General features: G+C 48.3%; 7 protein-coding genes. 3 read left to right on the top strand and 4 right to left on the bottom strand.

The window, feature by feature from the left end:
• Positions 1-70: 70 nt before the first annotated feature.
• Both treZ and treY read left to right on the top strand, forming a co-directional pair.
• Entirely contained in the window at positions 71-1,948 is a 1,878-nt protein-coding gene (gene treZ, locus ACS5PU_RS16880; RefSeq protein WP_439460328.1) for a malto-oligosyltrehalose trehalohydrolase, read from the top strand.
• Positions 1,941-5,990 carry a malto-oligosyltrehalose synthase gene (treY, locus tag ACS5PU_RS16885; protein WP_439460329.1) on the top strand — a complete coding sequence of 1,350 codons (4,050 nt, stop codon included), beginning with the start codon at positions 1,941-1,943 and terminating at the stop codon, positions 5,988-5,990. Before treZ ends, treY begins: the two co-directional genes overlap by 8 nt.
• Before the next feature lie 439 nt (positions 5,991-6,429).
• On the opposite strand, the gene ACS5PU_RS16890 is transcribed toward treY, so the two are convergent.
• From ACS5PU_RS16890 to ACS5PU_RS16905, 4 genes are all read right to left on the bottom strand, one after another.
• A complete protein-coding gene (locus ACS5PU_RS16890; RefSeq protein ID WP_439460330.1) occupies positions 6,430-8,628 on the bottom strand; it encodes a hypothetical protein in 2,199 nt (732 codons plus the stop codon).
• A gap of 108 nt (positions 8,629-8,736) precedes the next feature.
• A complete protein-coding gene (locus ACS5PU_RS16895) occupies positions 8,737-10,281 on the bottom strand; it encodes an FAD-dependent oxidoreductase (RefSeq protein WP_439460331.1) in 1,545 nt (514 codons plus the stop codon).
• Positions 10,282-10,308: 27 nt separating this feature from the next.
• Positions 10,309-10,986, bottom strand: coding sequence for a DUF6766 family protein (locus ACS5PU_RS16900; protein ID WP_439460332.1), 678 nt, complete (start codon positions 10,984-10,986; stop codon positions 10,309-10,311).
• A gap of 38 nt (positions 10,987-11,024) precedes the next feature.
• A complete protein-coding gene (locus ACS5PU_RS16905) occupies positions 11,025-11,825 on the bottom strand; it encodes an SDR family NAD(P)-dependent oxidoreductase (protein ID WP_439460333.1) in 801 nt (266 codons plus the stop codon).
• A gap of 270 nt (positions 11,826-12,095) precedes the next feature.
• Between ACS5PU_RS16905 and ACS5PU_RS16910 the strand changes: the two genes are divergently transcribed.
• Complete coding sequence (locus ACS5PU_RS16910) at positions 12,096-12,650, top strand: YciE/YciF ferroxidase family protein (RefSeq protein ID WP_439460334.1); 555 nt, start codon at positions 12,096-12,098, stop codon at positions 12,648-12,650.
• Positions 12,651-12,654 lie beyond the last annotated feature (4 nt).

Consider the following 12,654-nt stretch of genomic DNA (forward strand, 5'->3'; position numbering starts at 1 on the left):
TGCGCTCTTGTCAATTTCATGGAGGCCCTTTGCCGGTTGTCCGAACATTTAAATCTTATTACTAAAAATTATGCAGATAGCGATCGGCCGGAGAAAAATCGGCCTGAATTTTTTGCAGGACGGCAGTGCAGAGGTCCTGCTTTGGGCTCCATTTGCCTGCAAGGTATTGCTCATTTCAGCTAAATTACCCAGCCCTTTGGAAATGGGGCAATTGGAGCGCGGGTATTGGTTCATCCTTACAAATGAAATAAAAGCAGGGGATAGTTATGCCTTTGAAATCTGGAAGGAGGACAAAGACGGGCGAGATGGCTCCGGTATCTCCAGGGTGGTCAGGGCTGACCCGGCTGCGCTGTATTTGAAGGATGGACTTGGCGGAAGTTCGTCGGCGTTCGATCCTGGGGAATTTGCTTGGTCTGATCAGGAGTGGAAAGGGATTCCCCGAAAAGATTATATCATTTACGAACTGCATGTTGGAACCTTCACTCAAGGTGGTGATCTCAGGGGCGTTGAAGCTAAGCTAGATCACCTGGTTTCACTTGGCATCACAGCTGTCGAAATTATGCCCCTGGCGCAGTTTCCAGGCAGCAGGAATTGGGGTTATGATGGAGTATACCCCTTTGCGGTGCAGCATAGCTATGGCGGTCCAGCGGATTTGCAACTGCTGGTAAATGCCTGCCATAGTAAAGGACTGGCTGTGATACTGGATGTGGTCTATAATCATATGGGGCCTGAAGGAAATTACTTCGGTGATTTTGGTCCGTATTTTACAGAGAAATATCTCACTCCCTGGGGAAAGGCAATCAATTTTGATGATGCGGGCTGCGATGGCGTGAGAGGTTTTTTTATTGAAAATGCGCTGATGTGGTTCCGGGATTTTCATATCGATGCGTTGAGGCTGGATGCAGTTCATGCAATTAAGGATTTTGGTGCTGTCCATATCCTCGCTGAGATTAGATCATATACTGACCAGCTTGCTTTACAGACCCGAAGACAATACCAGCTTTTTGCCGAGCTTGACCTGAACGATAACCGGTATATCAATGCTTTAAGTTTCGGAGGCTATGGCATGGATGGGCAATGGGTGGATGAATTTCACCATACGCTGCGTGTAGCGGCAGGACAGGCAAAGGAGGGTTACTATAGCGATTTTAATGGTGTGGACCACCTTGCTAAATCCTACGAATGTGCCTATGTGTACGATGGGCAATATTCCCAGCATAGGGATAAAACCTTCGGAGCGCCTGCAGCGGGGAACTCGGGAGAACAGTTTATCGTTTTTTCCCAGAACCATGACCAGGTAGGCAACCGCATGCTAGGAGAACGCAGTAGCCAGCTCTTAAGCGCGGAAATGCTCAAACTGCTGGCAGGTGCGGTGTTCTGCAGTCCCTTCGTTCCACTGGTTTTCATGGGGGAGGAATATGGAGAGGAGCATCCTTTCCAGTTTTTTATCAGCCATTCCGATCCCGGGCTAATTGACGCGGTAAGAAAGGGAAGGAAAGCAGAATTTGCAGCTTTCCATCAATCCGGCGATGCGCCGGATCCCCAGGATGAAAAAACTTTTATCAAATCGAGGTTAGATTGGGCAGGTATGAAAGGTTTTAAGCAGCAGCAGCTGTTAGACTATTACAGGGCTTTGATAGCACTTAGAAAAAACCATCCCGTGCTCGCCTGCTTAGACCGTACCCGGTTAGAGGCCACAGCGCTACCGGATCAGAATTGCCTGATACTTAAACGCTGGAACGATGAAGTTCAGGTTATAGTGCTAATGAATTTTTCGGGCAAGGAGCAGGCCTTCCAGCTTACTACTAGTCAGGACTGGGAGACACTGCTGGATTCATCCTCGCTCAAGTGGGGAGGACCGGGCCGTACGATAAATCAGGTTTCCGCTGTTGGGGGCATCAGCATTAAAGCCGAATCACTTTTAATATTAACAGCTAAAAATGTATAAACCAAGATCTACCTACCGTATTCAGTTTAATAAAGACTTTAACTTTAAATCACTTGAGCGGATTATTCCCTACCTGAAAAGCCTAGGCGTTGATACCGTATATGCATCCCCGGTCTTTAAGGCCATGCCAGGAAGTACCCATGGTTATGATGTAACCGATCCGCTGATGATCAACCCCCAAATCGGTACCGAAAAGCAGCTAATTTCCCTAAGTAGGAAATTGAAGGCTTTTGGGATTGGCTGGATGCAGGATATTGTGCCCAATCACATGGCCTTTCATCCTGACAACAGCTGGCTGATGGATGTGCTAAAGCATGGGAAAGCGTCAGCGTTCGCTAATTATTTTGATATTGATTTTAGCGATAAGATAATGGTACCTTTTTTAGGCACTGACCTTGAAGAGGCAGTAGCGACGGGAGCTATCCGGGTAAAAAAGGCAGAAGGCAGATATTGCCTTGAGTTTGGCGGGCACAGCTGGCCGGTAAATGAATCGGGGTTGAGCTTTTTGAAAATCCATGGCACAAGGCAAGTAAACCGGGATCCTGGTTTACTTTTCGAGGTGATCGGCATGCAAAACTACCGTCCATGCCATTGGCAGCAGACAGAATCTAGGATCAATTACAGGAGGTTTTTTACCGTGAACAGCCTGATCTGTCTGAATATCCAGGATAAGGAAGTTTTTGATGCCTATCACGCCTATATTTTTGATATGGTAGAAAAAGGGGTATTTCAGGGATTAAGGATCGATCATATTGACGGGCTTTTTGATCCCGAGGCTTACCTGCAGGCGTTAAGGCAGCGTGTTGGGCAGAAGGTATATATTACCGTGGAGAAGATATTGGAAGATAGGGAGAAGTTGCCATCGGGCTGGGCGGCGCAGGGTACCACCGGATATGATTTCCTGGCGATGGTAAATAACCTGTTCACCAATCAAAATGCCAGAAAACCTTTTAATGACTTCTATCAAAAGGTTACCGGAAAAAAATTGGATGTCGGCTCGATGGTGCACGAGAAGAAAAGTGCCATTTTGTATGGTCACATGAAGGGTGAACTGGACAACCTGATTCACCTGTTGTTGCAGCTCGAGTTGGTAGAGCGGAAAAAGGTGGAAGAGGTCGGCAGGGAAAACCTGAAAAAGGCCTTAGGAGAAATGCTGATCGCGATGCCAGTTTACCGGTATTACAACTATAGCTTTCCTTTGCCTGCCGATGAAAGGGATAAGGTTGCAGAATTGCTCCACCAGGTTACTGCACAGCAGGCTTTGCATGATGCGGGCAGCCTGCTCGAAGCACTTTTTTTGACCGAACCGGAAAGTAATAGCAATACGCTTAATAAAAAAATATCGCGTTTTTACCAGCGTTGTATGCAGTTTACCGGGCCGCTGATGGCTAAGGGAATTGAAGATACGCTGATGTTCACTTACAATCGTTTTATCGCGCATAATGAGGTGGGCGATGCTCCCAATGCGTTTGGCTTAAGCGTCGCGGAATTTCATGATCGCATGCAGGAGAGACAAAGCCTTTGGCCGCTAGCGCTCAATGCAACCGCTACCCATGATACCAAACGGGGAGAAGATGTCAGGGCGCGATTGAATGTGCTCAGCGATATTCCCAAAGAATGGGCTAAAGTGTTGAAGGAATTGTCGGACTGGTCGAAGGGCCTTGAAAAAAAAGACGCTTGGGTTAACTGGCTGCATTCAAACGATGTTTACCTGATGATCCAGACCATTTTGGGAATTTTGCCGATGCCTGGAGAAGAGGCGGATGATATCGGCGAGCGCTTAGAGGAATATGTCCGGAAGGCATTGCGGGAGGCGAAAAAGCGTTCAGACTGGGCAGGACCCGACGAAGTCTATGAAGAGCGGGTAAAGGATTTTGTGAACAGGCTCATCCGCCCCGAAGGCAAGGCTTATCGCATCATGGCTAAGTTGCTAGATAAGATTGCCGACTTCGCGGTGGTAAATAGCCTCTCCCAGCTGTTGCTTAAATTTACCTGTCCGGGGATACCCGACATTTATCAGGGCTGCGAACTATGGGATCTAAGCCTGGTTGATCCGGATAACCGCAGACCGGTGGATTTTAAAACAAGTGAGGAAATGCTCGGCGATTTGACCGGCTTAGACCTTAAAAAACTTTGGCAGCAGCGTTACTCGGGCAAGATTAAGCTTTGGCTGACCAGTGTGCTGATGAAAATTAGGAGCAACTATCCTGCGGTTTTTGAGCAGGGAGAGTACATTCCTTTGACGGTGAGGGGAAAATACCGGGAAAATATTTTTGCATTTTTAAGGAGCTTTGAAGGCGAATGTATTTTGGTAGCCGTTCCACTGGGAATGGCAGGCTTAGCTGATTCCATCTCAGAGGAGCCTTTCGACTGGCTGGATACCGAGATCGTTCTGCCAAAAACGCTGCCAGTGAGGTGGCGTGATTTACTTTGGGAGCAGACCGGAGCTAAAGATATCCTGCATGAGGGGATCCGGATCAACCAAATCTTTGGGCAGGTTCCCATTGCAGTGATTGCATTTTGGCAGCAGCAACCCGAAAGGTCGGCTGGAATCCTCATGCACATCAGTTCCCTGCCGTCATCTTTTGGGATAGGCGACCTTGGGCCAGGCGCAAAGGATTTTATCGGCTTTTTGGCCGCTGCACGCCAGCGCTATTGGCAGATACTGCCGCTAAACCCAACCAAGGCAGATACCGGGCATTCGCCCTATTCCAGCAATTCAGCCTTTGCAGGCAATGTGCTGCTCATCAGTCCAGAGGGGCTCTTGGAGGACGGGCTGATAAGGGAAGAAGAATTAGCAGATGCTAAGCTGATTGAGGATACTAGGATCGATTTTGCAGCAGTGGAAAAATCGAAGTTCAGGCTTTTAAGCTTGGCTTATGAGCGCTTTCAGAGAACGGCCGGTAGTCCGCTCTGGGAAGAGTACCAGGGGTTTTGCACCGATGAGGGCGGATGGCTGGAAGATTTTGCCCTGTATGCAGCGGTTAAAAATCATCATCAAAACAGGGAATGGTATCATTGGCCCCGGGAGTATCGAGGAAGGGATCAAAAAGTGCTACGGTCGTTTTCAAAGGCTAATGCCGCCCAGATCAGCGAAATTAAATGGCAGCAGTTTATTTTTTACAGGCAGTGGGCAGCATTGAAGCGGTATGCCGGGGAAAATGGCATAAAGGTCATCGGTGACCTCCCGTTTTACGTGGACAGGGATTCGGTTGAGGTGTGGGCACAGCCCGAGATGTTTAAACTGGATAGCGAATTGAACCCTTTAAAGATAGCGGGGGTGCCGCCGGATTATTTTAACGATAAAGGGCAACTCTGGGGCATGCCGGTTTTTGACTGGCAGCAGATGAAAGCTGATAATTTTAATTGGTGGAAGAATAGACTGGAGCAAAATAGTAAACTTTTTGACCTCGTGCGCCTGGACCATTTCAGAGCTTTCTCAAATTTTTGGGAGGTCGATGCCGCAGAAGAGGATGCAAGTGGGGGGCTGTGGGAGAAAGGCCCGGGTCTGGCGTTTTTTCGCTTGATGGAGAAAGCGCTTGGTTCGCTCCCTTTCATCGCCGAGGATTTGGGTGAGCTATCTGATGATGTAGATGCGCTACGCAAAGGATTTGGCTTTCCAGGCATGAAGGTTGTTCAGTTTGCTTTCGGTGAGGATTTGTTGGTATCACCCAATATCCCGCATAACTTTTCTGATGATTGCTGTGTGGTTTACACCGGTACCCATGATAATAATACGGTCAGGGGCTGGTATGAAAATGAACTGGACGCTGAGGGGAAAAAGCGTTTAGAGTTGTATGCAGGGCCTGGGCTTAGTGCGGGAAACGTGCATAAATTGGCGGCCAGGATGGCCTATTCATCGAAGGCAAAAATCGCAATCGTACCTATTCAGGATGTGCTGGGACTCGGGAGCGATTCAAGGATGAATAGTCCGGGCAGCCTGGCAGGTAACTGGCTTTGGCGGCTGGGAGCAAATGAATTGAGCGCAGAACATAGCCATTGGCTTGGCCAGCAGGCAGAGGTTTTTGGCAGAATTGGCTAGGGTTGAGGGAGAGTAGTACTTTTTGACCGAATTGGAATGGACCGGGTTTCCCCGGGTCCATCACTGGCCCCTGAAAACATTGCCTTCGCTTGCGCAATTAGAAAAAGGAAAATATGATACTGTGAATGATTCGTTTAAAGGTTTTTGTGCTATTATTACAAACATTTTCAAAGGCTAATCTGCTTGCCATTAACATGAAAAGTTTGGATTCTTTTGAACGCCTGATTGCCGGCTTAATGGCGGCGACCGTCTTGCTAGGCATCCTGGTGACAATGGCATTTATAATATTTTATTAATTCGTTTCTTTAACGGAATTTTCCTTTGCATTTAAGGTTAGTTTAGCAAGGTGCTAATGCCTATAACTGGGCGCTTGCCTTGGTTTCTGCAGGTTTCATGCCTTAGTAGGCTTGCTGGTACACTCGCCCTAAAAGACTTTATCTCATGCCTTCCAGGAGATGAGCACCTTCGCGTTTCCTGCTAATTCTCCTTCCAGCTCCCCCTTTTTACCCTGATGTACTTTGAGCGCTACCTGGTCTGCATGGATAGTGAAGGTCACACCGTTTAGGCGTTTGTTTTCCTCAGCCGGGACTATTCGCAGCCTGCATTGCATGCGCAGGTCACCTTGCAGGCGGAAACTGACCTGCTGTTTTCCATGCCGCACGGCGGTCATAGGATAGTCGCAGAAGATGAGAAAATCCTGGTCATCGGTGCGGATAAAATGTCGCGGTAATATTCCAAAGGCATTGCCCGCGCCGTAAACTTCCTGACCGACGGTACCGCTAGGGCTATTTCCATCCTGAATATCCTCAATGGCAATCCATAGGTCAGGGTCCAGTTCTCCGGTCTTCACTTCCGTTGAGACCATTTCCCTGGGCAGCATCGGAGGATAATAATAAGGGGCACGCTCAACCAGGTAGCGGATAAATTCTGTGCAGAGCAGCCTCAGGCTTGGCAGGATAGCAATGCCTTCGGCATGCTTTAAGTAATCATGCAGGGCACAGAAAACTTCCTGCTCCTCGTAAGCGGCGGTATAGGGTGCATCAGCGAGCGGAAAGAGTGCAAAAAAGGTGGGTATATGTTTGCCAAATCCATAATTGCAGTCCCATAACTGAACGTTTTGGAAAATTGAGGCCAGGCAGCGGTAACTTAGGGTGAGGTAAAGTTCTTTACCGGTAATTTTATATAACCTTAGTAATCCACCTGCCGCAAAAGCGGTATTGTTGGCCTGATACATGATGTTCATGCCAATGCCTGAAAGTTTTCGGGCGGCCTTTTCAGCCTCCGCCAGGTATTTTTTATCCCCACTCAGTTCATAGGCCTGGAGCATCACCAGTGCATAAAGGCCTGGAACGTCCTGTTCTCCCCCTTCACCTTCCGCGGTCTCCGCTTTAATGATTTCCAGGGTATCCATTTTATAGAATACAGGCCATTGATACGCGAATTTTCGCGCAACGTTAATGGCGTAGCCGATGGAATCAAAAAATAATTTCCGGGCATCTTTGTCACCCTTTAGTGCCATTCTAGATAGATTCAAAAGGGGATGATGGAGGTACCAGGAATCCATCACCATCGGCATTTTTTGTTCCTCTTCGCCTGTGAGCTTATCTTCTGCCGCCGGGTGCCAGCGCAAAATGGTTTTTAGTTTTTTGCTGTAAAATGAGGGTAGTCCCTGCCTGATCGTGCTGGTGATATCCAGTTTTTCGCCACTCCATTCCATGTAATCGATAAGTGGAAGCAATACGGCTAGTTGTACCATGATCTCAGGCGGGGTATCGTAGTCGCTGACATAGGCATTCAGGTAATTGTTGCCCTGGAGCATTGACCAGCAGCCGTGGTTTTCAATCAGGTCTTTAAGCCCTTTTTTCAGGATTTCGGGCCATGGCAGGTACCGGGTCTCTGGCCGGGGCATCAACAGATAAGCTGCCGAGAGCATGTCCAGGTAATCTAGGCTAAGGTCGCTATTTTCATTGGTAAGGGTTTTTAGGCAAATGTAAGCCTCGGAGATGATATATTGCTGTCCTTTTTTTAAGGGCTTTTCGGTGGCAGGAGGCAGCGAAAGTCCAATTTCAGGCAACTGGCCTGATACCACGCCAGATAGGCTGGTCCCAGTCTGCTCAGCATAAGATGATAATGCGGTGAGGTTCTGGAGGTAGAGTACGCGCAGTTTGCTCTTTACCCTTGTAAAATAGGCGATGCCTGAACGGGTGCCCTTTTGGCTAAGGTGCAGATCTCCCCAGGATTTTTGGCTGTCCTTTAAGAATTGCGCGGTCAGGATGTCCCTTGGGCAGTAGGGAATGAATAAGTCAGCTTTTGGTCTTAGCGAACAGGTATAGGTGAGGAAGCGGAAAGCGTCTTCACCGAAGCTGATGCTGATTTCGATTTCTCCTATGAGCGAGCTAATGTGGATGTGGAGCGAATTTTCTGCGGTCCGGGTTTTCAGCCCCCGTATGCCGCGGGTTTCTACCGGACATGGGCTAAAATGGATAGGCTCAGCCGATCCTTCAGTCACCGTTATCCATATAGCGGATACTGTCTTGATAATGGTAAAGGTTGTCTCTCCAATATTTTTACGGTGTAGCTGGGTGGCAGCTGCGAATTCGTTCATCGCAGTTAATGCCCATGGCGATAATCCTTTCATGTCCTGAGGGGTTTGTATGTCGTTAAAAGAGTTTTTCAATTGGTATCGTTTAGTCATCCCTTATCCGGGAACCTTCTTAAAGCATCCCGAAACTGCATTCTGGCTGGGTTATGGTTTTTTAAGTTCAATCTGTTCCAGATCCTTACGGGGCGGACCGGTAAGGACTTTACCTTGAACGCAGAAGCGCCCGCCATGGCAGGGGCAGTCCCAGCTCAGCTCGGTGGGATTCCACTGCACGATACATCCCGCATGTGTGCACACCGGATTGAGCGCCGTTACTTTTCCTTCGGGATCCTTGTAAACGGCCAGCTCTTCGCCTTCGACTTCCAGGAGCTTACCGCTGCCCTTGGGTAGATCGGCTATAGGCTGTTCGGCTGCGCCAAACCTGTCTGCTAGGAAATGATAGGCCACGTCCGCGTTTTCCTTTATAAATTCTTTAAAGCCGGATAAGGGTTTTAGTCTGGAGGGGCTTAACAGCTCGGTAAGTTCGTTTTCCCTGCCCAGGATTTCATCGCTAATGATCCTCCCCGACAGGCTGCCCAGGATCATTCCATTGCCATTGAATCCCGTGGCCACAAAAATACCCTCATCTCCGGCCGGCAGTTGGCCGATATAGGGAAGGCCGTCAACAGGGACATAATATTGGGATGACCACTTGAAGCTTACTTCGCTGATATCAAAGTACTTACGGAGATAATCTTCCAGGTTGATCAAGGCCTGCTCTGGATCCCCGTGCCCTGTTTTATGGTCTTCTCCTCCGGCAATCAGGTACTGTTCCCCATCAACCTGGTGGGTCCTGAAATAATGGTATGGTTCCTGCATATCATAACATAGCGCATCCGGGTAGGGCCCATTCTTTAGTTTAACGCCCAGTACGTAACTCCGGTAAGGGGCGTTGCGCAGAGAGAGGATATTGATCCCGGGCGGTATATGAGTGGCATAAACGATATGTTTGGCCTTGAACTTCCCTGATCCTGTATTTACCATGTGGATCCCATCTGCTTTTTCGCTGCCGTTTACAAAGGTGTTTTCGATGATTTCGCCGCCAAGGTCTTTGAATGCTTTGGCCAGGCCGAGCAGGTATTTTATGGGATGGAACTGCGCCTGCTTTTCAAAGCGGATGGCTTTTTCAAATGGTATTGGCAGGCCATTTTGATCGGCCTGGTCTACATGTAGCCCTGCTGCTTTAGAGGACTGGAGGATATCGGACAGCTGGTCACTTTCTTTCTTGTTCTGGGAGTAGAGATAAGCCTGTTTATATTCAAAATCGGCTTCAATCGAGAAGGTTTCGATGTTTTTTCTAATCATTTCGATGATTTCGCTGGTGGCGCTGGCCAGTTGTCTCGAGGCTTCCGGGCTAAAATCGCTGTCAATCTCCGGATAGGTAGCATCCAGGAAGGTATTTAGGTGGGCAGTGGTGCCTCCGCTGGTGCCAAATCCTAGGCTATGGGCTTCCACAATTAGACATGCTTTGCCCTGTTGAGCTAACAGAAGGCCGGTGGTAAGTCCGGTAATGCCTGCCCCGACAATCAGGGCATCGTATACCTGGTTGTTTTTAGCATCGGCAGGTACAGTGAGTCTTTGAGCGGCTGCTTCCCAGATGCTGGTGTTTGCGCCATCGCGTCTTTTAGTATTGATATCAGATGTATCCATTGTGTCTTTTGTTTAAAGGTTAAAGGTTTATTTGCCGGTTTCCAGATTGGGGGCATCAACGGGTTTGGATTCAGGTGACCCTTTTTCCCGCAGGAATATGGTGAGGATTACAATCGCGGCAACGGAAAGAAATTCGCTCTGCCAGTTCTGAAAGGTTTCGAACCAAAAATTAGCCTCAGCCAGATAGTCCGACATGGCCATACGCGGTTTACCTAGCAGGGCCCTTGAAATGTTGTTTTCCTGCCAGCTCCCGTAGAAATGGAGTGCCCAGCTGCTGAGAAAAAGTACACCAAAGGCGATGGATAGCGAATGGGAATACACTTTAAGTATCCAGCCACCCTGCCTTACAGCCCATGGCGCGTGTTTGGAGGGAGTAGGTTCGCGGTCAACTTCTTCTTTTTCATCAAGCTTTTTGGATTCAGCAGATCCAAGTTGGCGGAGTTTAACGGTCAAGAGTACATATAGCATCATTTGGAGAAACTCACTTTCGAAGTTTTCAAAAGTGGCAGAAATGAAATGCCCGGATGTTAAATATCCCCTTAGGGTTAACGCTGCCGCACCGTGATCTGCAAGCTCGCTGTTGTGCTCCCTCCAACCCGTTAGTGCCTGTGCCATCAGGGTGATCAGAAAGATCGTAATAAAAACTACCGATAGCCCGTTGCGGTATAACCAGGTCTTTTTGGGGTATGTTTTTTGACTGCTCATGGTATGTGGTTTTGGGGTGAAATAGAGACAGCTGCTTTTTAATTTTTGTCGCCCTTCGCGGGTTCCTGTATTTTTTTCATCTGCTCTGCCTGCATACTGTCCGGGGTCAGGTTTCCAAGGGCTACCTGGATTTTATTCTTAAGGCCAGAGACCATCATATCCTTTCCAGCAAGCATAGCCTCATAGCCATCCTTTGCTACCGCTGCAGGGTCGGCCAGATCACCGGACTGTACAATTTTAGAATCCAGCATATCTGCTTTTCTGAAGAAATCAGTATCGGTAGCCCCGGGAAGCAGGGAGGTAATGGTCACACCTGTCCCGGCCACTTCTGAGCGGACCGCTTCGTTGAAGGAGTGGACAAATGCTTTTGTGCCATGGTAGACTGCCTGATAAGGACCTGGTGCCTTTCCCGCAACCGAGGCTACGTTGAGGATTTTTCCCCTTCCCCGGGCCACCATTTCTTTTAGGAAGAGCTTGGTCAGGGTGATTAGGGAAGATATATTGAGATGGATGATCGCCAGTTCTTTCTCCAGATCTGTTTCAATAAACTTTCCATAGGCACCCTGCCCGGCATCGTTGATCAGTACCTCTACCTGTATGGCCTTTTCCTTGATTTCATTATAAAGTGCCTCTGCCGAGCCTGGCTGAGAAAGGTCCTTGCTGATGGTCAGCACCTCCACACCCTGTTTGTTTAGGAGCGTGGCTACCGAGCTGAGTTTGTCTTCGCCCCGGGCGACGATAATCAGGTTAAAATTATCCTTCGCCAGAAGTTTGGCAAGTTCCAGACCGATGCCGCTGGTTGCGCCGGTAATGAGTGCAAAATGTTTGATGTCATTCATGGTATACGGTTTTTAAGTTTTGATAAGGCCGCTATTACTGTTTGGAGGAAACATTCGGAGCGTAAATTGCTTCCACTGCAGATGTGGCTTTCTAAGTGCAACAGTGTCATTTGAGTTAAAGTTTTGTAAATCCGTCTAGCACAGCTCAAACAGCGATCTGGATTCCGTTTTTATCTTTCCGTCTTTTGCCGTAGCATTTAGGGAAAAATTGGCAAAACTTAATCAGCTGATATAGGGTTCTATTCATACATTACCTTAACAGAACATATCATGAAAAAAAATGAAACCGGCAGCAGCCCTAAATTTGCTGCCCAGACCACTGTGGCGGAGTCACCTGCGTTAAAAGAACTGTTCACTGACTCTATTTGCGATCTCTACTGGGCTGAAAACCATCTGGTGAAGGCGCTTCCTAAAATGATTTCGGCAGCAACTTCCCCTGCACTAAAGCAAGCAATCCAGTCACATTTAGCTGAAACCGAAGGTCATGTGGCAAGGTTGGAGCAAGTATTTGAGCTGCTTGGTGAAAAAGCGGTCGCCAAAAAATGCGATGCAATGGAAGGGCTGACCAAAGAAGCTGAAGGGATTGTAGAGGAAACGCCAGCTGGAACAGCTACCAGAGATGTTGGGATTATCCTGGCCGCTCAGAAAGTTGAGCACTACGAGATCGCCAGTTATGGCGGCTTACACCAGCTGGCTTTGACACTTGGACTCGATGAGGTGGCTGCGCTTTTGGCGCAGACACTGGAAGAGGAAAAAAATGCAGATGATAACCTTAGCCAGGTGTCAGAAAAAGATATTAATTACAAAGCGTCTCAGGAGGCATAACCCA

The organism is Pedobacter sp. GSP4 (assembly GCF_051857575.1).
Taxonomy (GTDB): Bacteria; Bacteroidota; Bacteroidia; order Sphingobacteriales; family Sphingobacteriaceae; genus Pedobacter.

Excerpts from the sequence above, each read along its gene's own strand:
- treZ (WP_439460328.1), top strand. The coding sequence starts at position 71 with ATGCAGATAGCGATCGGCCGGAGAAAAATCGGCCTGAATTTTTTGCAG.
- treY (WP_439460329.1), top strand. The coding sequence starts at position 1,941 with ATGTATAAACCAAGATCTACCTACCGTATTCAGTTTAATAAAGACTTT.
- ACS5PU_RS16890 (WP_439460330.1), bottom strand. The coding sequence starts at position 8,628 with ATGAAAGGATTATCGCCATGGGCATTAACTGCGATGAACGAATTCGCA.
- ACS5PU_RS16895 (WP_439460331.1), bottom strand. The coding sequence starts at position 10,281 with ATGGATACATCTGATATCAATACTAAAAGACGCGATGGCGCAAACACC.
- ACS5PU_RS16900 (WP_439460332.1), bottom strand. The coding sequence starts at position 10,986 with ATGAGCAGTCAAAAAACATACCCCAAAAAGACCTGGTTATACCGCAAC.
- ACS5PU_RS16905 (WP_439460333.1), bottom strand. The coding sequence starts at position 11,825 with ATGAATGACATCAAACATTTTGCACTCATTACCGGCGCAACCAGCGGC.
- ACS5PU_RS16910 (WP_439460334.1), top strand. The coding sequence starts at position 12,096 with ATGAAAAAAAATGAAACCGGCAGCAGCCCTAAATTTGCTGCCCAGACC.